Source organism: Pandoraea cepalis (assembly GCF_902459625.1).
Taxonomy (GTDB): domain Bacteria; phylum Pseudomonadota; class Gammaproteobacteria; order Burkholderiales; family Burkholderiaceae; genus Pandoraea; species Pandoraea cepalis.
In genome coordinates this window covers 1-26,404 of sequence record NZ_CABPRY010000017.1, presented here as the reverse complement: position 1 = coordinate 26,404, position 26,404 = coordinate 1, and the positions used below count along the sequence as shown (strand labels likewise).

General features: G+C 63.3%; 23 protein-coding genes. 13 read left to right on the top strand and 10 right to left on the bottom strand.

Features of this window, described 5'->3' with window-relative positions; all coding sequences use genetic code 11:
* Nucleotides 1–9 precede the first annotated feature (9 nt).
* The 4 genes from PCE31107_RS22035 to PCE31107_RS22020 form a co-directional block, all read right to left on the bottom strand.
* Nucleotides 10–1,473 carry a heavy metal sensor histidine kinase gene (locus tag PCE31107_RS22035; protein WP_150610663.1) on the bottom strand — a complete coding sequence of 488 codons (1,464 nt, stop codon included), beginning with the start codon at nt 1,471–1,473 and terminating at the stop codon, nt 10–12.
* Complete coding sequence (locus PCE31107_RS22030) at nt 1,470–2,147, bottom strand: heavy metal response regulator transcription factor (protein ID WP_130025430.1); 678 nt, start codon at nt 2,145–2,147, stop codon at nt 1,470–1,472. The genes PCE31107_RS22035 and PCE31107_RS22030 overlap by 4 nt, the downstream gene beginning before the upstream one ends.
* A 257-nt stretch (nt 2,148–2,404) precedes the next feature.
* Nucleotides 2,405–2,701 (bottom strand): DUF4148 domain-containing protein, encoded by a 297-nt coding sequence (locus tag PCE31107_RS22025; protein WP_150610662.1) that lies wholly within the window; start codon nt 2,699–2,701, stop codon nt 2,405–2,407.
* Between the two features lie 226 nt (nt 2,702–2,927).
* Nucleotides 2,928–3,566 (bottom strand): LysE family translocator, encoded by a 639-nt coding sequence (locus tag PCE31107_RS22020; protein WP_150610661.1) that lies wholly within the window; start codon nt 3,564–3,566, stop codon nt 2,928–2,930.
* A 386-nt stretch (nt 3,567–3,952) separates the two neighbouring features.
* Between PCE31107_RS22020 and ribA the strand changes: the two genes are divergently transcribed.
* The 5 genes from ribA to PCE31107_RS21995 all read left to right on the top strand — a co-directional run bounded on the left by ribA (nt 3,953) and on the right by PCE31107_RS21995 (nt 10,089).
* Nucleotides 3,953–4,600, top strand: coding sequence for a GTP cyclohydrolase II (gene ribA / locus PCE31107_RS22015; RefSeq protein ID WP_150610660.1), 648 nt, complete (start codon nt 3,953–3,955; stop codon nt 4,598–4,600).
* 534 nt (nt 4,601–5,134) lie between these two features.
* Nucleotides 5,135–5,491 carry a hypothetical protein gene (locus PCE31107_RS22010; RefSeq protein ID WP_150610659.1) on the top strand — a complete coding sequence of 119 codons (357 nt, stop codon included), beginning with the start codon at nt 5,135–5,137 and terminating at the stop codon, nt 5,489–5,491.
* A 308-nt stretch (nt 5,492–5,799) separates the two neighbouring features.
* Nucleotides 5,800–8,553: a magnesium-translocating P-type ATPase gene (gene mgtA, locus PCE31107_RS22005; RefSeq protein WP_150610658.1), complete on the top strand. Its 2,754-nt coding sequence runs from the start codon at nt 5,800–5,802 to the stop codon at nt 8,551–8,553.
* A 153-nt stretch (nt 8,554–8,706) separates the two neighbouring features.
* On the top strand, nt 8,707–9,441 hold the full coding sequence (locus PCE31107_RS22000) for a transporter (RefSeq protein WP_150551291.1): 735 nt from the start codon (nt 8,707–8,709) through the stop codon (nt 9,439–9,441).
* Nucleotides 9,442–9,591: 150 nt separating this feature from the next.
* Complete coding sequence (locus PCE31107_RS21995; protein WP_150610657.1) at nt 9,592–10,089, top strand: Rrf2 family transcriptional regulator; 498 nt, start codon at nt 9,592–9,594, stop codon at nt 10,087–10,089.
* 51 nt (nt 10,090–10,140) lie between these two features.
* On the opposite strand, the gene PCE31107_RS21990 is transcribed toward PCE31107_RS21995, so the two are convergent.
* Both PCE31107_RS21990 and PCE31107_RS21985 read right to left on the bottom strand, forming a co-directional pair.
* Complete coding sequence (locus PCE31107_RS21990) at nt 10,141–11,547, bottom strand: MFS transporter (protein WP_150610656.1); 1,407 nt, start codon at nt 11,545–11,547, stop codon at nt 10,141–10,143.
* A gap of 6 nt (nt 11,548–11,553) precedes the next feature.
* Nucleotides 11,554–12,207 (bottom strand): DsbA family oxidoreductase, encoded by a 654-nt coding sequence (locus PCE31107_RS21985; RefSeq protein ID WP_174966756.1) that lies wholly within the window; start codon nt 12,205–12,207, stop codon nt 11,554–11,556.
* A gap of 294 nt (nt 12,208–12,501) precedes the next feature.
* Between PCE31107_RS21985 and PCE31107_RS21980 the strand changes: the two genes are divergently transcribed.
* The 4 genes from PCE31107_RS21980 (at nt 12,502) to PCE31107_RS21965 (ending at nt 16,448) form a co-directional block, all read left to right on the top strand.
* The gene (locus PCE31107_RS21980) at nt 12,502–13,122 is read left to right on the top strand and encodes a flavin reductase family protein (protein WP_150610654.1); all 621 of its coding nucleotides are present in this window, start codon (nt 12,502–12,504) and stop codon (nt 13,120–13,122) included.
* A 197-nt stretch (nt 13,123–13,319) separates the two neighbouring features.
* Nucleotides 13,320–14,024, top strand: a complete 705-nt coding sequence (locus PCE31107_RS21975; RefSeq protein WP_130025446.1) for a GntR family transcriptional regulator — start codon at nt 13,320–13,322, stop codon at nt 14,022–14,024.
* Between the two features lie 58 nt (nt 14,025–14,082).
* On the top strand, nt 14,083–15,480 hold the full coding sequence (locus PCE31107_RS21970) for an MFS transporter (RefSeq protein ID WP_150610653.1): 1,398 nt from the start codon (nt 14,083–14,085) through the stop codon (nt 15,478–15,480).
* A gap of 95 nt (nt 15,481–15,575) precedes the next feature.
* A complete protein-coding gene (locus PCE31107_RS21965) occupies nt 15,576–16,448 on the top strand; it encodes an isocitrate lyase/PEP mutase family protein (protein ID WP_174966755.1) in 873 nt (290 codons plus the stop codon).
* A 69-nt stretch (nt 16,449–16,517) separates the two neighbouring features.
* Here the strand turns inward: PCE31107_RS21965 and PCE31107_RS21960 are convergent, their stop codons facing one another.
* The 3 genes from PCE31107_RS21960 to PCE31107_RS21950 all read right to left on the bottom strand — a co-directional run bounded on the left by PCE31107_RS21960 (nt 16,518) and on the right by PCE31107_RS21950 (nt 20,366).
* Nucleotides 16,518–17,864: an MFS transporter gene (locus PCE31107_RS21960; RefSeq protein WP_150610652.1), complete on the bottom strand. Its 1,347-nt coding sequence runs from the start codon at nt 17,862–17,864 to the stop codon at nt 16,518–16,520.
* 64 nt (nt 17,865–17,928) lie between these two features.
* Entirely contained in the window at nt 17,929–19,452 is a 1,524-nt protein-coding gene (gene mhpA, locus PCE31107_RS21955) for a bifunctional 3-(3-hydroxy-phenyl)propionate/3-hydroxycinnamic acid hydroxylase MhpA (protein ID WP_150610651.1), read from the bottom strand.
* Nucleotides 19,453–19,514: 62 nt separating this feature from the next.
* The gene (locus PCE31107_RS21950) at nt 19,515–20,366 is read right to left on the bottom strand and encodes a fumarylacetoacetate hydrolase family protein (RefSeq protein ID WP_130025448.1); all 852 of its coding nucleotides are present in this window, start codon (nt 20,364–20,366) and stop codon (nt 19,515–19,517) included.
* Between the two features lie 145 nt (nt 20,367–20,511).
* Between PCE31107_RS21950 and PCE31107_RS21945 the strand changes: the two genes are divergently transcribed.
* Nucleotides 20,512–21,078, top strand: a complete 567-nt coding sequence (locus PCE31107_RS21945) for a VOC family protein (protein WP_150610650.1) — start codon at nt 20,512–20,514, stop codon at nt 21,076–21,078.
* A gap of 176 nt (nt 21,079–21,254) precedes the next feature.
* Entirely contained in the window at nt 21,255–22,067 is an 813-nt protein-coding gene (locus PCE31107_RS21940) for an IclR family transcriptional regulator (RefSeq protein ID WP_130025450.1), read from the top strand.
* Nucleotides 22,068–22,166: 99 nt separating this feature from the next.
* On the opposite strand, the gene PCE31107_RS21935 is transcribed toward PCE31107_RS21940, so the two are convergent.
* Complete coding sequence (locus PCE31107_RS21935) at nt 22,167–22,943, bottom strand: IclR family transcriptional regulator (RefSeq protein ID WP_150610649.1); 777 nt, start codon at nt 22,941–22,943, stop codon at nt 22,167–22,169.
* Between the two features lie 193 nt (nt 22,944–23,136).
* Between PCE31107_RS21935 and PCE31107_RS21930 the strand changes: the two genes are divergently transcribed.
* Complete coding sequence (locus PCE31107_RS21930; RefSeq protein WP_130027774.1) at nt 23,137–24,762, top strand: acyl-CoA carboxylase subunit beta; 1,626 nt, start codon at nt 23,137–23,139, stop codon at nt 24,760–24,762.
* Nucleotides 24,763–24,817: 55 nt separating this feature from the next.
* Entirely contained in the window at nt 24,818–26,341 is a 1,524-nt protein-coding gene (locus PCE31107_RS21925) for an acetyl-CoA carboxylase biotin carboxylase subunit (RefSeq protein ID WP_150610648.1), read from the top strand.
* The last annotated feature ends 63 nt before the right edge of the window (nt 26,342–26,404 follow it).

Below are 26,404 nucleotides of genomic sequence, written 5' to 3'. Positions count from 1 at the left end.
AAAAAACTGTCAACGTTGGGGCCACGACAGGCAGAATGTCGTTCTGCCGTCGCGGCTCGTGACGGCGACGCGCCCGTCGTGAAGCCCCATGATCGTTTGCACAATGGCGAGCCCCAACCCGGCCGAAGCGCCGCTGGTGCCGACGCCCGACGACTGCCGTCGTGATTTGTCCCCCCGGTAGAAGCGGTCGAAAATGCGCTCGATATCTTCATCGTCGATCGCGACGCCGGGGTTGGACACGGATACGTCGACTCGGCCTGCCTTGAGCTCGGCGGAAATTTCAATCGTGCCGACATGGGTATGCCGGATCGCATTGGCGAGCAGATTCCCCACGGCTCTGCGGAACAATTCCAAATCGGCTTTCAGCATCGTATCGGCGCGGCCTGATACGTGAATCGCCGACCCGGCTTCGTCTGCCAACCCTTCAAAATAGCCGGCTATGTTCCCGAGTTCGTCGGCAACATTGAACACTTGCATATGGGTAATGAATTGGGGGTGCTCCGCTCGTGCGAGAAACAGCACATTCTCGATCATCCGAGACAGGCGGTCGCACTCCTCGAGATTCGACGCCAGCAAATTTTCATATTCGTCGACGCTGCGCGGTCGACGAAGGGCGACCTCTGTCGCCCCTTTGATATTGCCGATGGGCGTTCGCATGTCATGGGCGAGGTCCGCAGTGAACTGGAACAGTCGCTGAAACCCTTCCTCCAGGCGCGCCAGCATTCGATTGAGCGACATTGCCAACGCGCCGAGTTCCGTTGGCGATTGCACGACCTGCAGGCGGGTATCGAGACGGGTCGCAGTAATGTCGGTGGCGTCAGCGGTCATTTGACGTAGCGGCCGAAGGGCAAATTGAATCAACAGATAGGTGGCAAGCATCGTGACCAGGCTGCCGACGATGCCCGCCATGGTGAGCTGATCCCGGTATTTGTCCAGCAACCGGAGCGGGGCCCTGACATCGCGAACCACGATCCCGTTCAAACGGGTCCCGTCGCGCAGCCGAACGTCAAAAGCAACGCTCCTGACCGGGATTTTCTGATCCGTTGTCCACGCGACGACATCCGACGAGGCGATCTTGGCGTTGTCCGACACGCGCGCCTGCTGCAACGGTATGGTGGCGGGGTCGAGCCGGAGGCTTTTACCCGTTGCGGAATCCAGGTCGTCAACGACCTGATTCGGGCCATAGGAGAGGAGTCGATCGCCTTTCGGGTCGAACAGCACGAGGGACAACGCGCGATCGCCCAGCACGGCACTCATCAAGCGGGGCGTGTGCGACTTCACGTCGTCCTTGGTGTCGAGTTCGGACGCCAGACGTCTTACGTGACGACTGGCCAGCACGACATCCGAGTCGAGCTCCGTCATGACCTGACGGTCCAGCGCCACATATAGATAGCACCCCACGAGGACAAAAACGGCAAGTAGCGTGACGCCGAACGACAGGGCCAGCGTTGCGGCAAGGGAACGGCGAATCATGATTCGTCTCGCACCTCGAGCACATACCCTACGCCACGCACGGTATGTATCAGCTTCAGCGCTTGGTCATCGTCGATTTTCGATCGTAACCGGCGGATGGCAACTTCGACGACGTTGGTGTCGCTGTCGAAGTTCATGTCCCAGACATACGAGGCGATTTGCGTGCGCGTGAGCACTTCCCCTTGCCGTCCTGCCAGCAGTTGCAACAAGGCAAACTCCCGGGGCGTGAGTTCGATCCGATGGCCGGCCCGTTTGACACGCCGGCGCAGCAGGTCAATTTCGAGATCCCCGACGCGCAGCGTTTCCGAGTCTCGCGGAGGCCCCCGCCTGGCAAGCGTACGGACTCTGGCCAGCAGCTCAACGAAGGCGAAAGGTTTGACGAGATAGTCGTCGCCCCCGGCCTCGAGGCCGCGAACCCGATCGTGGACGTCGTCCAGCGCCGTGAGAAACAACACGGGCGTTCCCTTGGTCGCGCGAAGGCGTTTGACCACGGCCCATCCGTCCATGACGGGAAGCATGACGTCCAGAATGATGACGTCATACTCCTCTTCCTGGGCGAGCAGCAGCCCCTGCGCGCCGTCGGTTGCCAAATCCAACGAGATGCCGGATTCCTCGAATCCCTTTTTCAGGTAGGCGCCGGTCTTCGGTTCATCTTCAATCAACAGAACGCGCATGCTTTGTCGCCTCGGAATAGGCGCGTCGCGCCGCATTGGCCGACGCTACGCTTGCCCATGATAGCCGAACGCGGAGCGCGTCTTGAACGCCATTTCGGCGATAGTCCGCTCCGGGCATTGTGTCGGCGTGTTGTCACGAGCGAGCGGTTTCGCGGGGGCTGACCTGTTGACGAGCCTCGCGGCACGGCGGACGAGCCACGGTGCAAATTCCATTGCCGCCGGTGACCGTTCGCCGTGCGCATCAACTCGCGACACGATCACGAGCCAACGTACATCGCCGCCGTGTCGCTCGTGCTTTGCTGGCTCAGGACTTGCGGTGCAGCGCCAAGGCTCGACGTGCTCGCGGTTTGGGGTTGCGATTGCAGCTTGGCTTCTGCAGCCTGAATGTTGTCCGGATAGTGAGCGTTGCTTGCGGAGGGAACATAGCCAGCCTTCTCCATCTGAACGAGCTCATGCTGAACGCTTGCACGTGTTGTCTGCGATGCCTGAGCAAACGACAGGGCGGGGATGGCGAGCGCGCAAGCGACGATGACGGACTTTACGATCGATTTCATGATGTTTTGCCTCAACGGTTTGGTTGTGAGTGCCAACGCGAACGCTTCGCGCCGGCCGGTCCCGCCGTGACGTTGGCGTCTCAGCGTTGAAGGCATTTTGCGGTTCAGGGGCTGACCCGATCGTTACCGGGAGATTACAAAAATGAAAGGTGTCTGCGGGGGGCGGGAACGACGCCAGGTGGGGCGTCCGGCAGGGGCGAGGCCACGCCGCGCGTGCGAAGTGGCGTTACCGCGTCGTGCCGTTCGACGTGGCCAGCGCCGCGACGCCAAGGCTGATGTACAGCAGACCGGTCACGTATTTCCCGACCCCCGGCGTTGCGCGCCGGTGGGTGAGCGCCTTGCCGATCGTGCGGGCGAGTGCCGCGTACGTGAAGTCGCTCAATCCGCCGATCAGGACAAGCAGCAGACCGAGCGTGACGATTTGCAGGGGGACGTGGCCAGAAGCGGCGTTCACGAATTGCGGCAGGAAGGCGGCGATGAACAGGCCTGTCTTCGGGTTGAGCAGGTTGACGAGAAAGCCCTTCTTGATCGACGTGCCGAGCAAGCGTGCGGGCGGCGGCACTGCACCCACCGTTGCGGGGCGGCTACGCATCGCTTTGATGCCCAGAAAAATGAGATAGGCCGCGCCGAGCCATTTGATCACGCCGAACAGCAGTGGCGAGGCCAGCAGCAGGGCGGTCAGTCCGCCAGCCGCGAGGGCAACGTGGACAAGCGTGGCCAGCATCACGCCGAAGCACGACGCCAACCCGAAGCGAAATCCCTGGCTGGCGCTCGCGGTCGCGATGTAGATCGTATTCGGTCCCGGAATCGCAACGAGTACGGCGACGGTGACCAGAAAGTAGGGAAGCACGGTGATATCGATCATGGGCAGAGGGAGCGGTGCTTTCGGTGACGCAACGGAAGGCGCGGAAGCATTGGCCGGTGTCGCAGGCATGACGGTGCGCCCGGGCATCGTAACATCGTGACGGCTGGCGCAACGGGGGCACGATGGTCTCGTTGGCGTCCTTGCCGGCGCGGCGCGGCGCGACATTGCGCCGTAGCCTACCCAGTGCGCGACGTGCCGCAGCGCGTAATACATTAGATCGACGTTGACTGGACGCTGGCCGGGTGTCAGCCGATGATCAGGCGCCGTGAAACGGTGTGTTGCATGCCGCTGCCGGCCGAAATTCGGAAATGGCGTTACACTTCTAGCGCACGCCCCGCCATCCGGTGGCGGGCGACTCCCCAATTTCGGCCTGTTTGAACGTCAACATGAAGTCCCCTGGTATTGCCTCTGCCACGCCCGCGTGCGACGCTGGCGAATGCGTCGAGCTTGTCGCAACGGCGACCCTGCCGACCCGATACGGCACCTTCACCTCTCACGCGTTTCGCGTCAAGGGCAGCGACAACGAGCACCTCGCGCTGGTCATGGGCGATGTCGGCGGCGATGCGCCCACGCTCGTGCGTCTGCACTCCGAATGCCTGACGGGGGACGTCTTCGGTTCCTATCGCTGCGATTGCGGAGAGCAACTCGATGCGGGGATGCGCAAGATTGCCGAGGAAGGGCGCGGCGTGATGCTGTACCTGCGGGGCCACGAAGGGCGCGGTATTGGCCTGAGCAACAAGATTCGCGCGTATTTGCTGCAAGAGCAGGGCCGCGATACCGTCGAGGCGAATCTCGATCTGGGCTTGCCCGACGACGCCCGTGAATACGACTCGGCAGCCGCGATTCTGCGCATTCTGGGCGTGCGTTCGGTGCGCCTCATGAGCAACAACCCGAAGAAGTTCGACACCCTCGCGAAGCACGGCATTCCGGTGTGTGAGCGCGTAGCGCTCGACATCCCGATGCGCGAAGAGAACGAACGCTATATCCGCACCAAGCAGGTCAAGTTCGGGCACTACTTCGAAGAGAACGAGTAAGCCCGTGTCGCGCAGTGCCGCGACGAGCTTCACAATGAACGCGCACATCCTGCCCGCGAGGCGGGGCGTTAGTCATACGTCGGCCGAAACGCCTGACCTGTGGCGGGCCCGTTGCGCGCTTCACCTCGAAGAAAACACCGCGCGGCATGGGCAAATTCCCATCTGGTGTGCGGCGCAGCAATTTGTGCTTGACGTTGCAATTTGGCAGCAGTTACCATCCGCCCTGTCTTCCACTTAAGGGGTTTGTCCGTGAATTCCGATGCCAGTAGTAGTCGACCTTTGATCGACTGATTGCCTGAGGATCCACAGCCATTCCCTGTGCCGCGTCCTCATGCAGGATGCGGTGTCTAGCGCCACCGAACGCTCGCCTTGAGCGTGACCGCTCCGGCGCAATTCCCGCAGAAATTTCACTGTCGTGCCCGTGAGGGGCGTTGTCGTCTTGCGCATGCGTTTGGCATTGCAACGGCGCGCCCGCACCGGCCGGCCGTCCGTGCCGTGCGCGGTAGGGACGATTCGCAGCCATGCGAGGAAATCATGCGCGCTATTCAAACGTTGCAAACTTTTCAGGCTTTCCAGAGCCCACCGACGCTCCCCACCCCGGTGTCGCGTCTGACCATCGTCTGTCTGGCCGATGCCCTTGGGGCATTGCGCAAGCAGATGTTCATCGATCTCACCGCCCTCGGCCTGCGTGCCACGCGTGTCAGCATCACACGCTGGAGCGATCGCGACGAAGCCTCGGCCACCGTCACGCTCGACTGTCCGGCCGCTTCGCGCGCGTCGCTCACATCGCTCGTCATGCGCCTGTCCGGCGAGCGCAGCGTGCGCCGCGTGTTCTGGTCCGACGATGCGGCCCGACACGCGAGCGCTGGCGCCAGGTCCACACACGGCTGATTTCGTCGTCACTGTCGCAACAGTGTTTCTTGCCAGACAGGGCGCCAGTGACTGCCGGTGTGCCGAATATAAAAATGTAAGGAGTCCAATATGGAAGATGGAAGTAGCCGAATGAGGCCCGTCGGGACCCTGTGCATGGCACGTAGGGTTCCGACGGGCGATCCCCAAATCTTTTCACCATCACCGACCGCGCGCCGCGCGGCGCGGCTGGGTACGTTCGCGCGTTTTTTTCGGAGACATGACCTCCAGTAGCGCCTGACAAGACCGGCCGGCCGCCATACCCGCGTAAGCCGCGCCAGGAATTCGTCATGAACAAGCACCTTCACTCGCGCCGCAAGCAGCGCGGCTTCGTCGAACGCTCGACATCCTCAGACCTGCCGCTCGTCGGCCCCGACGTCGTTGCCCGGCTCGCCAATGAGCCGCTGCAGGACGTCCTGCACACCCTCGACAGCGACCTGAAAGGTCTCACGCTCGCCGACGTCGGTCAGCGCCAGACCCGCTACGGCCCTAACGAAATCGCGCACGACAAGCCGCCGCACTGGGCGGTGCAATTGTTCGGCGCCTTCAAGAACCCCTTCGTGATCGTGCTGCTGGCGCTCGCCACCGTCAGCTATTTCACCGACGTCTACTTCGCCGATCCAGGTGATGAAGACTACATGGGCATCTCCATCCTGCTCACGATGGTGACGATCAGCGGCCTGTTGCGCTTTTTCTCCGAGTTCCGGTCGCTGCGCGCGGCCGAAAAGCTCAAGGCGATGGTGCGCACCACGGCCAGCGTTCGCCGCCGTGTGACGGCGACGGGCGAGCCGGAGCGTCACGAGGTCGCCATGCGCGAGCTGGTGGTGGGCGACATCGTGACGCTCCAGGCGGGCGATATGATCCCGGCCGACCTGCGCTTGATCGAATCGCGCGACCTGTTCATCAGTCAGGCGGTCCTCACGGGCGAAGCACTGCCCGTCGAGAAGTACGACACGCTGGGTGCCGTCGCGCAAAAGTCCGCCGAGACGACGGCCGGGCAGGGCAATGCGAACCTGCTCGATCTGTCCAATATCTGCTTCATGGGCACTAACGTGGTCAGCGGCACGGCCACCGGCGTGGTCGTCGCCACGGCGGGCGACACGTATTTCGGTGCGCTGGCAACGAACGTGGTGAGTCACAAGCGGGTCGAGACGAGCTTCGATCGCGGCGTGAACAGTGTGAGCTGGCTGCTCATTCGTTTCATGCTGGTGATGGTGCCGGTCGTCTTCATGATCAATGGTCTGACGAAGGGTGACTGGGTGAGTGCGCTCACGTTCGCGCTGGCCGTGGCCGTGGGTCTGACGCCGGAAATGCTGCCGATGATCGTGAGCGCCAACCTGGCGCGCGGCGCGATGGCGATGTCGCGCCGCAAGGTGGTCGTCAAGCGCCTGAACTCGGTGCAGAACTTCGGTGCCATGGACGTGCTGTGTACCGACAAGACCGGCACGCTCACTCAGGACCGCATCATTCTCGAACAGCATCTCGATGTGGCGGGCGACGAGCGCGAAGACGTATTGCGTCTGGGCTGGCTCAACAGCTATCACCAGAGTGGCCAGCGCAACCTGATCGACGTCGCGATCATCCGCCGTGCCAACGAGATCGGCGAAGCGGTGCAACCGCGCGACTTCGCCAAGATCGACGAATTGCCGTTCGACTTTGTGCGCCGGCGTCTGTCGGTGGTGGTGGCCGACGCGCACGGCGAGCACCTGATGATTACCAAGGGTGCCGTCGAGGAAATGCTGTCGGTCTCCACGCATGTGCAGACCCCGCAGGGCGTGCGCGCGCTCGACGGTACGTCCCGAGCCATCCTGCTGGCGCGCGCCGAGGCGTACAACGCCGACGGGTTTCGCGTGCTCGTCGTGGCGACGCGCGACATCCCGGCAGGCGAGACGAAGACGCAGTACAAGACGTCCGACGAAGCGGGGCTGACGGTCTGCGGCTTCCTGACCTTCCTCGATCCGCCCAAGGACTCGGCCGCCCCGGCCATTGCCGCCTTGCGCGAGCATGGCGTGACGGTGAAGGTGCTCACCGGCGACAACCCGATCGTTACGATCAACGTGTGCCGTCAGGTGGGACTCGAGCCGGGCACGCCGCTGCTCGGCACGGACATCGAGCCGATGGACGACGCCACGCTGCGCGAGGCGGTCGGTCGCACGACTGTCTTCGCCAAGCTCGCGCCGCTGCACAAGGCGCGCGTGGTCAAGGCCTTGCAGGCCAACGGCCACACGGTGGGCTTCCTGGGCGACGGCATCAACGACGCCCCGGCGCTGCGCGATGCCGACGTCGGCATCTCGGTGGATACCGGTGCGGATATCGCCAAGGAAACCGCCGACATCATCCTGCTCGAAAAGAGCCTGATGGTGCTGGAGGAGGGCGTCATCAAGGGCCGCGAGACCTTCGGCAACATCCTCAAGTACCTGAACATGACGGCCAGCTCGAACTTCGGCAACGTGTTCTCGGTGCTGGTGGCGAGCGCATTCCTGCCGTGGCAGCCGATGCTCGCGATGCAACTGCTCGTGCAGAACCTTGTGTACGACATTTCGCAGATGTTCCTGCCATGGGATCGCATGGATCCGGAATTCCTCAAGAAGCCGCGCAAGTGGGACGCGGGCAACATCCGGCGCTTCATGCTGTGGCTCGGACCGACCTCGTCGGTATTCGATATCACGACCTATGCGCTGATGTGGACGGTGTTCGGTGCGGGTGCGCTGTATCACGCGCATGGCGGCGATGCGGGGCAGGTCATCATGAACTCGGGCTGGTTCGTCGAAGGGTTGGTGTCGCAGACGCTGGTCGTTCACTTGCTGCGCACGCAGAAGATCCCGTTCCTGCAAAGCACGCCGGCGCTGCCGATCATGCTGTCGACGACGGTGGCGATCGCGCTGGCCTGCTGGCTGCCTTACTCGCCGTTTGCCGAAGCGCTGGGCTTCGTGGCCCTGCCGGGGACGTATTTCTACTGGCTCGCCGCGACCATGCTCGGCTACATCGCCCTCGCCCAAGTGGTGAAGACGATCTACATCCGCCGCTTTGGCCGCTGGTTCTGATTGGGTATCGGCCGCGTCGACCGAGACGGCCGAATCATTTCCCCATTGATTTGATACAACGCTCCCGCCCGGCCGGGCGGGCGCCAACACTCACACACGCCCGCCCCGCCGCTCGCCGCACCGGGGCGGCACACGTAAGCAAGAGAACGACTCATGAAGAAGCAACTGATGTCTCTGGCGCTGCTCTGCCCGCTCAGCGCCTTCGCCGCCCATCCGCTGGTGTCCGACGATACCGGCACACAGGGCGACGGCAACTGGCAGTTCGAGACGAATGGCGAAGTGACGTCGAAGCAGCCGGAAATCGGCCGCCAGACGCTCTGGAACAGCACGCTCACCCGAGGGGTGGGAGAGGCGCTCGATCTGTATGTCGACGTTCCCTATACGCACCTTCAAAACCGCTCGGACGCAGCGGGCAACGGTGTCGGCGATGTGGAGACGGGCGCCAAGTGGCGGATGTACGACGACGGGGCGTTCAGCATCGGCCTCAAGCCGTACCTGAGTTTCCCGACGGGCAACGACCAGCGCGGGCTCGGCAGCGGCCGGGTGAACGCCGGCGCGACGTTGCTCACGCAATACGAGATCGACAAATGGACGTTTCTGTTCAACGCGGGGGCCGCTTATCAGCCGAACCGTCAAGGGGATCGCCAGTCATTGTGGAAGGTCTCGGGGGCGGTGCTGTATCGCGTGTTGCCGACAACGCAACTCATTCTGGATGTGGGCGCCTCGCAGAACCCCGACTTTACGCAGCGGACCCATCCGGCGTTCATGATTCTCGGGGCGATCTATAGCCCGAAGTCGTGGCTGGATCTGGACGTCGGCTATCGACGCGGCCTCAATCCGCAGACCTATGACTATTCCTGGATGGGCGGGATGACCGTGCGCTGGTAGGGCGAACCCTTGGCGAGTCGAGGCATACCGGCGGCGCAGGGCTTCGGCGCAGCATAAGATGCCTATGAAAGCCATGTTAAACTGGTTCGCGATAGTCGCAGGCGGCACTGGGTGCCGCCTGACCCGTTCCTGCAGCGCTTCCCCCGTCGAATGCGACTCACCGACCACACCGATTACAGTTTGCGCACCCTGATCTACGTCGCGGTTCACCCCGACGAGTTGGTGCACGTGCAGGCCGTGGCCGATGCGTTCGAAATCCCCAAGAACCACCTCGTGAAGATCGTGCAGAAGCTCGGCCAATTGGGCTACTTGCACACGGTGCGCGGGCGCTCGGGCGGGATTCGTCTGGGACGCGCCCCGGAGCGCATCGGGCTTGGCGAAGTAGTGCGGGCGATGGAGCCCGACTTCGCGATGGTCGAGTGCTTCCACCAAGGCGATAACGCCTGTGTCATCACGTCGGCGTGCAACCTGCGCGGCGTGCTGGGCGAGGCGCTGCGCACCTATTTTGCGGTGCTCGACCGCTACACGTTGGCCGATCTGGTCGGCCAACCCGCCGAGTTGCGTCGCTTGCTCGGGGATGCGGTGGCCGCGGTGATCCCGGTGGCCGACATCAAGGTCAAACGGCGGGTCACCGAATCGTCCTCCTGAATCGCCTTGGGGGAACACGTCGGTTCCCTGTCGTGTTTCCCCTCTGCGTTTTCAAGCTTGACGTCGCACCAATCGCAACCCGCTCGCAAGACACCCTGCGGCCGAGAACGCCGCCCCCCACGCCAACGCCCACAACGAACCTTGGGCGCCTGCGATGCCCAACGCCAGGGCCACGAGTGCAGCGCCCGTCGCTTGCCCCAGCAGTCGCGACGTTCCCACCATGCCGCTTGCCCCGCCACTGCGCTCCGGCGGTGCGCTGTGCATGAACGCCTTCAGATTCGGCGACTGGAAGAAACCAAACCCCAGGCCGCACAACGCCATCCGCCAGCCGATATCCCACAGTTGCGCGTGCTCGGGCATGATCGCCAGCAACCCCATACCCGCGCTCAGCATCGCCAGGCCAATCGCGCCCAGCGCGCCGGGCGGATAGCGGTCGGACAGACGTCCCGCCAAGGGTGCAATCGCGGCCACGAAAAACGGCCAGGGCGTCATCAGAAAGCCTGTCTCGATAGGACTGCGATGCAGCACGTTCTCGAAATAGAACGGCAACGAAACGAGTCCCAGTCCCTGCGTCGCAAACGCACAGATGGCCGTGAGCGTCGAGAGCGCGAAGGCGGGCAGACGCAGCAAGTCGACTGGCAGCATCGGCGCGCGATGGCCACGCTCTCGGCGAATCAGGGCCCAGCCAAACACGAGCGCGCCCACGAAGCACGTCACCGTCAGACGCCAATCGGCCCGTTGTGCACTCTGACTCAGCGCGAAGATCAGCAGCGCAAACGTCGCCACATTGAGCAACGCGGCGATCATGTCCGGCTTGTGCGCGCTGCGCGGTGTGTCGGGCAGGTTGCGGCGTGAGAACGCCAGCGCCAGCAACGCCGTCGGCACGTTGATCAGGAACAGCCACGGCCAGCTCCCGAACGCGAGGACGAGCGACGCCAACGTTGGCCCGATGGCGAACGAAATACCGACGATCAACGCGTTCAGGCCCACCCCGCGCCCAAGTTGATGCGCCGGATACAGGAACCGGATAAGCGCGATGTTCACGCTCATGACCGCAGCAGCCCCCACGCCCTGCAAGACGCGAGCGCCTGCGAGAAAGCCGAGCGTCGGCGACAGGGCGCACAGCAGCGACGCCACGAGAAACACCGCCACGCCCGACATGAAGACGCGTTTGTGCCCGACGCGCTCGCCGAGCGAAGCGAACGGAAGCAGGGTCGCCACCATCGCCAATTGGTACGCGTTCACGATCCAGACCGATGCCGACGGCGTTGTTTTCAGATCGAGTGCCATCTGCGGCAGGGCCGTGTTGGCGATCGCGGTGTCGAGGCTGGCGAGCGAGACGGCGAGCAGAATCGCCGTCATGGCGAGACCGCGCCCGGTGGCCGGCGGCTCGTGCGTGTGCGCCGCCGCTGGGGCGCTGGCCGCCGCGGTATCGGCGATCGGGGGCAGGGACGACATGACGGATCAGCCCTCGGCCAGAATCTGACGAATGGCCTGTTCGAACACTTCCGGCGGTTGTCCGCCGCTCACGAGATGCCGGTTGTTGAAGATGATCGCCGGCACCGACTGGATGCCGAGATTCTGGTAGTGGCGCTCAAGCGCGCGCACCTGCTCCGCATACTCGTCGGAGGCGAGGATCTCGCGCGCACGCGCCGTGTCGAGGCCGGCCTGCCGCGCGGCGTCGACGAGCACTTCAGGGTCGCTCGTGCGCTTGCCCTCGACGAAGTAGGCGCGCAACAGCGCTTCCTTCAGGGCGAGCTGCGTGTCGTTGCCGACAGTCTGCGCCCAGTGCAGCAGACGATGCGCGTCGAACGTGTTGTAGGCGTGCGTGCGCAGGTCCATGCGCATCGGGAACCCTTCGGCCGCCGCCCGCGCGCTGATGTTGGCCTGATTCTGTGCCAACTGTTCCGGCGACAGGCCGTACTTGCGCGACATGTAATCGGCGAGCGGAACGCCGTCGACCGGCATGTCGGGATTGAGTTCGAAGGGGCTGAAATGAAGGTCGGCTTCGACATCGTCGCCCAGGCGGCCGAGGGCCGTCTTCAATGAGGCGAGGCCGATGGCGCACCAGGGACAGGCGACATCGGAGACAAAATCGATCTTGAGCGTGGTGGGCATGGTCTGTCGGCGCCGTGGCGGCGCGCGCAATGAAAAACGCGTCGCCTTGCGCGACGCAACACGGGCAATCGTCGCATAAATCGGTGAATCTCGCCGGAGACCACCCGGGCGGCGCCGCAAGCCTTTATTCATGCGGCATTCGGGGCGTAGGTGGGGCGGTTGCCTGAAGCGTGGCGTGTTTTGACTGTCGGAATTCTTGTTTCGTCTGGCGAATCTTTGGTTGGTCGTTGACCTGCGGCCTGTGGCAATGCGATATCGTGTGGGGCATTCATTCACGTGGATCTTCACTGCCTCATGTCCAACGACGTTCACTTCTATGACCCGGCCAAGGGTCACGGTCTGTCTCACGATCCGTTCAAGGCGATTGTCGCGCCGCGCGTAATCGGCTGGATCTCCAGCAACGATGCGCACGGCCGGGTCAACCTCGCGCCCTACAGCTTCTTCGGCGCTTTCGCGACGTTTCCGCCGATCGTCGGTTTCTGCAGCGAGGGCTACAAGGACTCGATTGCCAACATCGAAGCCACGCGCGAGTTCGTCTGGAATTTCACGAGCAAGTCGCTCGTCGCGCAGATGAACCGGACGTCGGCCCCCGTGCCGCACGACGTCGACGAGTTCGAACTGGCAGGGCTGACGAAGGCCGCCGGCGTCAATGTCGACGTACCGCATGTGGCCGAGTCGCCCGCCTCGCTCGAATGCAAGTTGCTGCAGATCGTGCGCCTGCACAATCTCGACGGCAAGCCGATGGACAACTGGCTCGCTCTGGGGCAGGTCGTCGGCGTGCACATCCGCCGCGAGTATCTGCGCGAAGACGGCATCTTCGATACGGCGAAGGCGCATCCGGTGATGCGCGCGGGCTATCTCGGCGACTATGCGGAGATCGGGCCGATGTTCGATTTGCGTCGCCCAAAGGCCTGAATGGCGTCGCCATCGCGTGCCTCCGCGTCCACGGTGGCGCGGGAACCTGAAAAGGGCGCAGCAAAGCCGTCGCTGTCGCCGCGAGGGCCTGTCTAGGGGGAATTACCGATCCAGCGATTCGCAACATTGCATACAATGTTTACAAAATTCGCCTGAAGTAAGTAGGAAATCTCGTAAATATTTAAACATTGCATACAATGTCGTCTTCGCCGCTCACCCTGTCCTCTGCCGATGTCTACCTGGCCATCAAGACCTCGCTGGCCGAACACGAGTACGCCGCGGGGCAGTATCTGCGTGAGACCCAACTGGCGGAACGCTTCGGCGTGAGCCGCACGCCGGTGCGCGAGGCCTTGCGCCGGCTTGATGCGGAGGGCTGGGTCGAAGCGGTGCCCAACTATGGCGTACGCGTGCGGGCGTGGACCGAGCAGGACGCGCGCGAGATTTTCGAGGCTCGGTTGCTGATCGAGCCGTATCTGGCGGGTCGCGCGGCGCAACGGGCGACCGACGACGATGTCGCACGGCTGCGCGAACTGGCCGTGACGATGTTCGATATTGCGCGCGAGCCGCCGACGGCGGCGCTGACCGAACGCTGGTTTGCGCTTAACGATGCCTTCCACGCGATCATCAGCGGCGGCGCTGGCAACGGCCGCCTCGACCGCTCTCTCAAGTCGATGAAAGAGACGCCACTCGTCAAGTGGACGTTCGACACCTACAACCCCGAAGACCGCGAGCGCAGCGCACGACAGCACCTCGAAATCGTCGACGCGTTTGCACAGCGCAACGGCGTCTGGGCCGAGGCGATCGTGCGCTGCCATATCGCTGCGGCGCAGAGCGTGGTGCTGGGCCGTGCGTCACGCACGCCGGCGGGCAACACCGTCGCGCCCGCGTTGGCAGGGGATTAGCCGGTTCCATCAGCAGTACCCGAAAACATCACGTCGATAACGACGGAGGAGACAGCGCATGTTGAGTTCGATAAACGCGGGGCCCCGGCTGGACCGGCTGCCCATTTCTGGGTTCCATCGCCGGATCCTGTGGCTGATCGGGGGCGGTATGTTCCTCGATTCCTTCGACATCTACCTGGCCGGCGGCGTGCTGGGGGCCCTGGCCAAGAGCGGATGGTCGACAATGCAGCTCAACGCCACGTTTCTGTCGGCGACCTTTGTTGGCATGCTGCTCGGTGCGTTGACGGCGGGTGTGCTGGGTGACCGCAAGGGACGCAAGTTCACCTATCAGTTCAACCTGGCGATCTTTGGTCTGGCGTCGCTCGCCGGTGCATTCGCGCCCAACATGACGTGGCTGATCGTGTGTCGCTTCTTCATGGGGCTTGGGCTTGGCGCTGAGATCGTGGTTGGCTACGGCTCGCTCGGTGAGTTCGTGCCGCCCGCGGTGCGCGGCAAGTGGTCGGCCTACCTGTCGCTGATCACGAATTCCGCGTTGTTCTTCTCGACGTTCCTCGGTTATCTGATCATTCCCTCGATTGGCTGGCGCGCGATGTTCGCGATCGTGGGCGTGGGCGCCTTGGTCATGTGGTTCGTGCGCACCAAGATGCCCGAATCGCCGCGCTGGCTGGAATCGAAGGGACGTTTCGAAGAGGCCGACGCGATTCTGCGTGCGGCCGAAGCCGAGTCGGCGCGCGGCGGCGTATTGCCCCCGGTGCGCCAGATGCCGCCGGTCGTCACGCGGCCCACCACGCTGCTGGACCTGTTTACACCTTCGCAGATTCGTCGCACGGTGGTGGCGATCTGCGTGCAGATCGGTATCAACGTGGTGATCTACGGTTTCATCGTCTGGGTGCCGACGTTCCTGATGAAGCAGGGCATCGGCATGGCGTCGTCGCTCGGCTACACCACGTTGATGTCGCTCGGCGGTCCGGCAGGTGCGCTGGTGGGCGTGCTCGTGGCCGACCGGATCGGTCGCAAGAACGGCATGATCGCGGTCTCGGCACTTGCGGCGGTGGTGGGGTGGGCCTACGGCCACTCGACTAGCGTGGAAATGGCGACCGTACTCGGCTTCCTGCTGTTCACGCTGACCTATCTGATGGTGGCGCTGGGTATCGCGACCTATTGTCCCGAACTTTTCGCGACAGAGAACCGCATGCGCGGCAACGGTGTCGCGGGCTGTGCCGGCCGCATCGCGGGGATTCTCGCACCGCAGATGGTCGTCACACTCTATGCCTCCGGCGGTATCCAGCACGTCCTCACGACGATTGCGTGCGTGCTGGCGGCCATGTCGATCGTGCTCGCGCTGTTCGGCATCGAGACCAATCGCCGCTCGCTGGAGGACATCGCACCGAACGCGGGCGGGCTCGGTACGGCCGCGCTCGGCGAGTCGGAATTCTCCGGGAAATCGCAACGCTGACGTCCGGCGCCATACGGCGTCCGGATTCGAAACGACGCGCGGGTCGATAGTCCAGCGCGTCGGAAATCTTGCTTCACCGACTTATTGGAATTGTGATGAACGCCCAAGAAAAACGCAGTCAACTCAAAGCGAAACTGGCTCGGCAAGACATTGTGGTCGCGCCGGGGATTTACGACATGATCTCGGTCGCCATGGCTGACGCGATGCAGTTCGACTGCCTCTACATGACCGGTTTCGGTACGGTGGCCTCGTATCTGGGCGTGCCCGATGCCGGCCTGGCGACCTATACCGACATGCTCAATCGTGTGACGGCGTTCTGCGGTAACAGCCGCACGCCGTTGATCTGCGATGGCGACACCGGTTACGGTGGATTGCTCAACGTCATGCACACAGTGCGTGGCTACGAGCGGGCGGGGGCGGCAGGGATTCAGCTTGAAGACCAGGAATTTCCGAAGAAGTGCGGCCACACGCCGGGTCGCCGGGTGATTCCGGCCGGCGATATGGTCAAGAAGATCCAGGTCGCGGCGCAGACGCGCGACGACGCGAACTTCCAGATCGTGGCGCGTACCGATGCCCGCACATCGCTCGGATTGGACGAGGCATTGCGCCGAGGCGAGGCCTATGTGAAGGCGGGCGCGGATGTCCTGTTCATCGAGTCGCCCGAGAGCGTGGAGGAGCTGGAGACGATCGGCAAATCCTTCGATGTGCCGTTGCTGTGCAATATCGTCGAGGGCGGACGCACACCGCAGTTGTCGCCGGCGCAATTGCAGTCGCTTGGGTTTTCCATCGCGATCTATCCGGCGACGGGCTTCCTGGCCGCCGCGCGCGCCCTTGAGCACGCGTACGCGCAGATCAAGGCCGGCAAGGGCACGATGAGCATCGACAACGCCCTGTATCCGTTCTCGCAAATGTGCGAGTTGATGGGCTTTCCCGAAGTGTGGGCGTTCGATCGCGCTCACGCGGACTGAGCGAGTGCAGGCGGCGAAAGGCACAATCAGTGGCTTTCGCCGTACTCGTGGCGGCGCGGCGGTGCAGGTTCAGCGCGATGGTTCGCCGTTGAGTCGGTCCGTCGGCAATGCGCTCGGCGATGTCGATCGGCTGGCGGGCAGGGCAAAGCTCGCGAGCAGCGCGATCGCGCAGGCCCCGATCACGAAGTACGCCGGCGCGGCCAGTGAGCCGGTCTCGCGGATCAGCATGGTCGCCAGCAACGGCGCGAAACCGCTGAAGACGAGGACGGAGGCGTTATACGAGAGTGCGATGCCGCTGAACCTCACCTGAACCGGGAACTGATCGGCAAGCACGGATGCCCACGTACCGCTGGCGAGCGAGAAGACCACCCCCGCGAGGATGAACAGGGTCACCAGATTCACGGTGTGGCCGACCAGCGCGTAATAGAACGGATAACTCAATACCACCAGCAGCGCGGCCGACGCGCGCAGAAGATACCGGCGCGGCACCTTGTCGCCAAGCCAGCCCGCGGCGAGCAGGCCAAACGAGCTGACGATCAGATAGGCGTTCTGCGCGATCGCTGCCGTACGTGGCGCATAGTGAAGTTGTTGCACGAGGTAAGCCGGCATGTGTCCGTACAGGATGCCATTGACCCCGGCCATGACCGCGATCGTGAGCGCGGCAGCGGCAACCGATTGACCGTGGTGCCGAAGCGTTTCGCGAAACGGTTGCTTGATCACGGCCCCGTGCATCTTCTTGAACTCCGGAGACTCGTCGAGGTTGCGTCGCATCCAGTACGACACGATGCCGCACAGGCCGCCGAACAAAAATGCGGCGCGCCAGCCATACGCCGCGGCATCCGCGCTCGACAGGGAGCTCTGGATGACGAGGTTGACGACGGTCGCAAGCAATACGCCCACGTTCACCGCGCAGATGATGACGCCGGCGGCCAGGCCGGCGCGATGCGGCGCGGCTTCCACTGCATACGTAATGGCGCCGGGCATTTCCCCGCCGACACAGAATCCCTGAAGCATGCGCAGGACGATCAGCAAGATCGATGCGGTGATCCCCCAGTGCGCGTAGTTCGGCAGCAGGCCAAGGCAAATCGTCGCGGTGGTCACGACAACGATGGAGCCGAGAAAGACCGGCCGGCGGCCATAACGATCGCCCCAGCTACTCAGCACGATGCCGCCGAGCGGTCGAATCACATAGCCGATGGCCAGCACGGAGTAGGCGGCGAGCATGCTCAACAGCGCCGACGCGTTCGGAAAGAACTGCGCGGCGATGTACTGCGCAAAAAAGCCGTACACAATAAAGTCGTAGAACTCCAGTGAGCCGCCCAGGCTCGCGATGAGAATCATCTTCCATTGCGAGCGTGTCAGGCCGGCGGAGGGTGAGCGGCCAAGTTCGCCGACAGGGTTGCGGGTTGTCTCCATGACGTCTCCAGAAAGGGTTGGCTTCTTTGTCCAACGAGGGGTATGCGTGCGCGATGGCGGCCGATCAGGCGTTTGCCGTGCGCCGATGAGTCAGTGTCTCTTCAAGCAGTTGTGCCAGGGCATGCCTGTCAGGCGCGACACCGAATACGTAGCGGTCGGGGCGCACCAATTGGGCGACGGCGCCGGTTGACCTGAACCACTCGCGGATCGAGGCATCGTCGCCTGCGATCAGCTCGACGTCTGCGCGGGCCGCCTGATCCGGCAGATCCGGGCACTCGCTGAGCAACTCCGGTAAGGCAACCAGTGCGAATCGGTAGCCGACGACGTCGTCAAGCCGCCGTCCGTCGTTCAGGCGAGGCTGCGGGGCAATCTGTCCCGCAGTGCCCGAGGGGTCGTCCACCCACTCCCCCGGCCCAAGTTTCGGTTGCGGCGTGACGAAATTGCGGATCGCTGCAGCCATCTCGTCGTCGCGAGCGTTCGCAAGGTCAGGGTGAGTGGTCTGAATGACCGCGCCGAGCTGGACGGCGGTCTCGATGAATTCGCGTACGTGCGGCGAGCGTTCCGATTCATAGGTATCGAGAAGCGCGTCGCAGGCTTCACCGCGAAGTACGGCCCCCAGTTTCCATGCGAGATTCGACGCGTCACGAATGCCGGCGGCCATGCCTTGGCCCATGAAGGGCGGTGTCTGATGCGCGGCGTCTCCCGCGAGCAGCAACCGCCCACGGCGCCAGCCGTTGGCAACGACGGAATGAAATGTGTAGACGGCTGAGCGCTCAAGCCGTGCATCGGCGGGCGAGATCCAGCGAGCGAGCTTGTCCCACAGCCATTCCGGGGTCGTGAGTTGCGTCGCATCATCGCCAGGCATCACCATGATTTCCCAGCGACGACGGTTGCCGGGGCCGCGCGTATAAGTGGTCGGCCGCGCCGGGTCGCAATACTGAATCGAGACGTCGCCCAGTTCAGGCCGTGGCGCATTGAGCATCACGTCTACCACGACCCAGCGTTCGTGCGATTTCAGATCGGTGAGCTCGGTGCCCATGAAGCGCCGCGCAATGGAGCGCGCGCCGTCGCACCCGACGACATATCGCGCCGTGGTGCGTCCCAGTTTGCCGCAACGCGTGTCCTCGAAGCGGACTTCCACGCCGTCGGCTGTCTCGTCGAGCGAAAATACCTCGTGACGCAGACGGACTTCAACGTTGGGTTGCTGCGCGAGGCGCTCGCGCAATGCATTCTCCAGATCGGGCTGGTGGAATTTGTAGCTGGCGCACCAGCCGTGAGGTCCAATGTGGGTCGGACGTGGCCAGTCGATCAGCAATTGGCCTTGCGCGTTCACGAACTTCATTCCCGGGCCGACGAACAGGTTGGGGAGCAGGGCGTCTGCAATCCCGATCGTCTGGAACACGCGCATGCATTCGCCATCGAAATGCACCGCGCGGGGCAGCGCAAAGATGTCTTTGTCGCGCTCCAGCACCAGCACCCGCAACCCCTGGATCGCAAGCAGATTACCCAATGTGGCGCCGGTGGGGCCGAGGCCGATGATCGCGACATCGTAGTCGCATGTAGGCGTTGGAATAGTTTGATTTGACATGTTCGTTTCCCGCTGTTCAGACACCGGGCGCGGCGTGCCGCTGCCGCACCCGGTCACGACCCTTACGCTTCGTCGGCAATCGAATTGCGCAGCACGCCAATGCGATCCACTTCCACTTCGACCACATCGCCCGGTTTCATGAACAGCGGCGGGTTACGTTTTGCACCCACGCCGCCCGGCGTGCCGGTCACGATCACGTCGCCGGCGAAAAGCGGCGTAAACGTCGAGAGATAGGCAATCTGCCGGGCGATGCCGTGGATGAGCATCTCCGTGGTTGCGCGCTGCACTTCCTGCCCGTTCAGGCGGGTGACGAGCGTCATCAGCGCGTTCGGCGCGATCTCGTCGCGCGTGACCATCCACGGCCCGAACGCGCCGGTGCGATAGAAGTTCTTGCCCGGCCCCCATTGCGTCGTGTGACGCTGCCAGTCGCGCACGGAGCCGTCGTTGTAGCAGGCGTAGCCCGCGATGTGCTCCCACGCGTCGGCTTCGGCGATGCGACGTCCGCCGCGACCGATGATGACCGCGATCTCGCCCTCGTAGTCGAACTGCTGGGACTCGGGCGGGCGCAGCATCGGCTGAGCGTGGCCGACCTGGGAGGCGGGCAGCCGCATGAAAATCACGGGCTGTTCGGTCACTTCGCGATGCGTTTCCTTGACGTGCTCGGCGTAATTCAGACCGACGCAGAAGATCTGCTCAGGATTGGGGATGACCGGCAGCAGCGTCACGTCCGCGAGCGCGTAGTCGGCCTGCGCGCCCTCGATGGCCTGAGCCGCTTCCCTGAAGGCGTCGGCGGCAATCAGCGCCTTGAGGTCCGCGAAGCGACCATCAAGGCGCTTGCCCAGGTCGAAGATGACGTCGTCGCGAACCACGCCGAACGAAGGACCCTGGGAGGTGGAGAAGCTGGCAAGTTTCATTGATGCTCCGATGATAAATAACGGTGGTTTTGATGGGCACACCGCCGTAAAAAATTAGTGTGTTTATCGTATTTTGAGAATAAACTAAATTTAACGAATGACACAACGTGTTTTTCGTTAGGGTTTATCACTATCGGAGGCAGACATGGAAGGAATGAAGCAGAAGCGGCAGGGTCTCTCGTTGAGCCACATGGGGTTCTATGTGAACGACATGGCGCGGGTCGAGAATTTCTATTCGCGGGTGTTGGCGTTTACGGTGACGGATCGTGGCAAGTTGCAGACGCCGAATGGCGAAGTGCGGTTGGTATTTCTGAGTCGTGATCCGGCGGTACACCATCAGATCGTGCTTGCGAGTGGGCGACCGGCGCATCTGGCGTTCAATCCGATCAACCAGATTTCGCTGGAGGCGGACAGTCTTGCGACGCTCAGGCAGTTCCACCAAAAGTTTGTGGCGGAGGGGCTTGACGAGATCCGCCCCGTGACCCACGGTAATGCGGTGTCGATCTATGCACGAGATCCGGAGGGCAACCGGCTGGAACTCTTCGTCGATACGCCGTGGTACGTTGACCAGCCGATGCGCGTGCCGGTCGACTTCGACCGGCCGGACGCCGAACTGATGGCGGATGTCGAGCGCCACGCGCGCACCCTGCCTGGCTTCCGGCCTCGAAGCGTCTGGCAGGCGGAGATGGCGGCACGCATGGGGCTTGTGTGATCGGGTGACGAAAAGCAGGGGGTAATGCGTCGTCGCTTGAATCGGGGTCGGACTTCGCGTGATGCCGCGGGGGAGTGTCCGACCCTCGCGCGCGCTTTGCACGTGCGAATGGGCCCGACCAGGCGGCCGCTCGCTCTGGCTATAATTCACGCACGTCCACAGGGTTCACTGTCCAGATGTCGAGCATCACGAGAGTCTTATCCATCCTCGATCTGTTTTCCGAGGCCAAGCCGTTTCTGTCTGCCGAAGACGTTGGCGCGGAGCTTGATTGCTCGATTCCGACGGCTTACCGCTATGTGCGAGAGCTGGTGGATGCGGGTTTGCTCGTGCGGTTTGCGGGAGGGGACTATGGGCTTGGGCCTCGCATCATCAAGCTCGACTATCACTTGCGCGTGTCCGATCCACTGCTTGCCGTCGGCCAGCCGATCATGCGCGAGCTCAGCGAGCATTCAGGTTTCGACGTCGTGATGTCTCGGTGGTATGGGAACGAGCTTGTCGACACCCATCGAGAGACGCACGACGCATCGCTTGACCTCAGGTACGGTCGGGGGCGTCCACGTCCCCTTTTTCTCGGTGCCGCGTCAAAGGCGATCCTGTCGACCTTCCCCAAGGCCAAGCTCGCGAGCCTGTTCGACCAATATCCCGAAGATATCGCGCAGAGCGGGCTCGGCACGACGCTCGAGGACTTTCGCGGGTCGCTGCTCAGGATTCGGCGCGCAGGCTTTTATCTCTCGAAAGACGAACTTGAAGTCGGGATTTCGGCGCTTGCGTCGCCACTATTCACCGACGACTCGGGTGAGGCGGTCGGCGCGCTCGCGGTGATCGTGCCGACGCAGCGTCTGCAGTTCGCCAATCTCGATCGGCTCGTTGAATCGATCAAGGAGGCCGCGGCCCGAATTTCCCAGCGCACGCGCGCTGTCATCGAGAGCCGTCAGACCAGCGCCGATGCCTCATCGCAGGGTGGGGCGCGTCCGAGGCGATCCGCATAGTCGAATCGAAATCCGCAGGTCATGTCTGAGCGATGCCCGAACAATGCCTAAGCGAGTCATCCCCTGACCAGGGGGCAGGGGTCTCGTCTGCTTAGCGCTTCACACGCGAGTCTTTGCGCGAGCGAGCGCGACCTCGATAGCTGCCGCCTCCTTTTTCACTGCCGTCGCAAGCTCGGTCTCCCGCTCCAAAATTCGCTCCGACAGCGCGGAGATCGCCACAGCGGCAATCACCTCGCCATCAGGGGAACGGATCGCCGCCGCGATCCCCCCCATTCGATGGACGACCGCATCGATCAGCACGGCATAACCATTTTCCTGCACGCGCGCGATCGCCTCGCGCAAAAACGTATCCGTCAGCATCGGATAGTGCGTGACGCGCGGCGCAATCTGCGCCAGTACAGCCTCGCGCTCGGGGTCGCGCATGGCGCCAAGCACCGCGAGCCCGCTCGATCCCACGCCTAACGTGCGGCGGCTGCCTAGCGCCTGGAAATTCGCACGAACCGGGTACTCGCCGATCTGCAGGTCGGCGCATACCATCTCCAGCCCGCTCAACACGGACATCAGCGACGTGTCCCCGAATTCTCCGCTCAACCTGAGCAGACTCGGGCGCGCCACCGCGCGCCAATCGATCTCCTCCTCCACGCCGTTGGCGATCCTGACGATCTCCGCACCGAGTCGGTAGTGCCGCGAGTCGGCGTCGCGCGCCACCATGCCTTCGCGAATAAGGATGTCGAGCACGCGCATCGTGGTCGAGCGGTCCAGGCCGCAGTAATCCGCGATGTCCACAAGTCGGACGTTGCGACCATCGCTCATTGCCTTCAGGACCCGGCACGCCTTTTCGATCGCGCCGATGGGATTGGGGGGGGTTGCCTTCATTTCACCCTCTGCATTTGCACTCAATGAAAATAGATTATTAATTTCTATGTCTATGCACCCGTGTTAACCCGCTAATTTGCAGATTTATCTTGGAAATAATGCCTGTATACGTAAAATTCGACCAAACAGAAGAATATCTCGTATTTGCATCAGATGCAAATTTAAATGGATCATATTTACGATAGGCAATCCCATGTCAGTGCTTGAGTCAACGCTGGTGCCTTCCAGCGAGTCTTTTGCCCGTCACCGGCGGGCAATGATCGACCGGCTGGAACGGCTTCGGTCGATCGAGGCGACAACGCGCGAGGTGTCGGCAGCCGCCGCGCCGCGTTTCCGCAAACGTGGGCAGCTCTTGCCCGCCGAGCGCTTGAGCGTGCTGCTGGACAGGGGGGCGCCGTTTCTTGAACTGTGTTCGATTGCCGGCTACGGTCTGGGCGCCACGCGCGCGGACGGTCGGGAAATTGCGGGGGGCGGCCTGATCGCCGGAATCGGTTCGATCGAGGGCACTGTCTGCATGTTAAGCGTCACCGATTCGGGCATCGACGCGGGTGCGTTCCAGCCGAAGGGGCTTGAGAAACTGCTGCGCATTCAGGAGATCGCGCTGGAGAACCGGCTGCCTTTCGTGCAACTGGTGGAGAGTGCCGGCGCCAATCTGCTGGCCTATCGCGTTGAGAACTTCGTCAACGGCGGGCAGAAGTTTCGTAATCTCGCGCGCCTGTCGGCGGCCGGCATCCCGGTCGTGACGGTCACGCACGGTCCGTCTACCGCCGGCGGCGCTTATCAGACCGGACTGTCGGACTACATCGTGCTGGTGCGCGGACGTTCGCGCGCGTTCCTCGCCGGGCCGGCATTGCTCAAGGCGGCAACCGGTGAGGTCGCGACCGAAGAGGAACTTGGCGGCGCGGAAATGCATACGTCGGTGTCGGGCCTCGGCGACTACCTGGCCGAAGACGATCGCGACGCGTTGCGGCTCGCGCGTGAAATCGTCGGTTCCTTAAATTGGCAGGCGCGTGCGCCGCTACCTCGGCAACTGGATTTCCGTGATCCGCGCTACAGCGCGGAGGAATTGCTCGGCGTGATGCCTGACGACCATCGCCGCCCGGTCGATATGCGCGAAGTGATCGCCCGGATCGTCGACGATTCCGATTTCCGCGAATTCGGAGCGCGCTACGGCTCGGCGACCGTGTGCGGCCATGCATCGGTGCAAGGGCGGCCGGTCGGCATCATTACCAACAATGGACCGATCGAGCCAGCCGGCGCGGCCAAGGCGACACACTTTATTCAGGCGTGCTGTCAGTCGCGGACCCCGTTGCTCTATCTGAACAACACGACAGGCTTCATGGTCGGCCGCGCGTTCGAGGAGGCGGGCAGCATCAAGCACGGTTCGAAGTTGATCCAGGCAATCAGCAACGCGAGCGTTCCTCAGATCACGATATTTTGCGGCGCGTCCTTCGGCGCCGGGCACTACGCGATGTGCGGTAAGGGCTTTCATCCGCGCTTCAGCTTTTCCTGGCCGAACGCGAAGACGGCAGTGATGGGCGCGGAGCAGGCTGCCCAGACGATGGTCAGCGTGAGCCGCGCGGCGATGCTTCGCAAGACTGGTGAAGTGGACGAAGAAAGGCTCGCGGAGATTTCCCGTAAGGTAATCGAGAACTTTGAGCGTCAGATGGACGTGTTCGCGACGAGCGCGCATGTGCTCGACGACGGTGTCATCGATCCGCGCGATACGCGCCGCGTGGTCGCCAGGGTGCTGGAACTCTGCGAGGCGGCCGCGCACCGGCAACTCGTGCCGATGCAGTTCGGCGTCGCGCGTCCGTGAGGGGCATCGACGCGCCGAGTCGCCAGGCTAACAATTTACCCAGAGACCGGAATCCATGAGTAGCATCAAACGGCTGTTGATAGCCAACCGCGGTGAAATCGCCGCGCGTGTCATCCGTAGCGCCCACGCAATGGGTATCGAAACCGTCGCGGTCTATTCCGATGCGGACGCCGACTCGCCACACGTGCGGATGGCGACGCGCGCCGTATGCATCGGCGCGCCACCGGCCACGGCGTCCTATCTGAACATCGCGGCGATCGTACAGGCGGCGCAACGTGCCGGCGCCGACGCGATTCACCCGGGCTACGGCTTCCTGTCGGAGAACGCCGCGTTCGCGCAAGCGTGCGTCGACGCGGGCCTGACGTTCGTCGGCCCATCCGCGCACGCGATCCGCGTGATGGGCGACAAGGCCGAGGCGAAGGTCTTCATGCGCGAAGCCGGGTTGCCATGCATTCCGGGCTACGACGGCGAAGCGCAGGATGCCGGCGCGCTCGCCGAGGCGGCGGCGCGCATCGGGTATCCGGTGATTGTGAAGGCGACCGCGGGGGGCGGCGGGCGCGGCATGCGTGTTGTCGAAGACGCGGGCGGGTTCCAGCGCGCGCTGGAATCGGCGCGCTCCGAAGCGCTTGCGGCGTTCGGCAGCGAGCGCATGATCGTCGAGCGGGTGGTGCGCGAGCCTCGCCACATCGAGATTCAGGTACTCGTCGATCGTTATGGCAATGGCGTGCATTTCGGCGAGCGCGACTGCTCGGTGCAGCGCCGACACCAGAAGGTGATCGAAGAGGCGCCCGCGCCCGGCCTGCCGGTTGAAACCCGCGAGCGCATGGGCAGCGCGGCCGTTGCCGCGGCGATCGCGCTCGGCTACGAGGGGGTCGGTACGTTCGAGTTTCTGCTCGATGCGTCCGGCGAGTTCTATTTCATGGAGATGAATACGCGCTTGCAGGTCGAGCATCCGGTCACCGAATGCATCGCCGGCATCGATCTCGTCGAATGGCAACTGCGCGTCGCGATGGGCGACGCGCTCGACTTCGGTCAGCAAGACGTGCGTCTTGCCGGGCATGCGATCGAAGTGCGGCTGTGCGCGGAGGACGAACGCAACGGCTTCCTGCCGCAGAGCGGTTCGATCGAACTGTGGGCGCCCCCCGACGATATCCGCGTGGAGCACGCGGTGCGCAGTGGCTTCGTCGTCTCGCCGTACTACGACTCGATGTTCGCGAAGCTGATCGGTGCGGGCAAGACGCGCGAGGACGCGCGGCGCTCGCTGGTCAAGGCGCTGCGCGACACGGTGGTGCTGGGCATTCGCACGAACCGCCAGGCGTTGATCCGGTGTCTCGAACATCCGGCGTTCATCGCGGGCGGTGTGACTACCGCCTTTCTGATCGAGCACAAGGACGACGTCCTTGTGCCACAGGACGAGAGCCCGTGGCTGGCGCTGGCGGTGGCCGCCGCCGCACTGTCGCCCGGTACACGCACGAGCGGTTGGCGCGGCTCGGCCGTGTATCTCGCCGACGACGCTGGCGGCGCCTATCACCTGCATGTGGCACCGAGCGGCGAACGCGGGCTGTGTGATCTGCAATGAGAAATCTGGACCACCTGGGACGTTAGTTTTTCGGCAAACTTTACCCTTGGAAAAAGGAGGAGT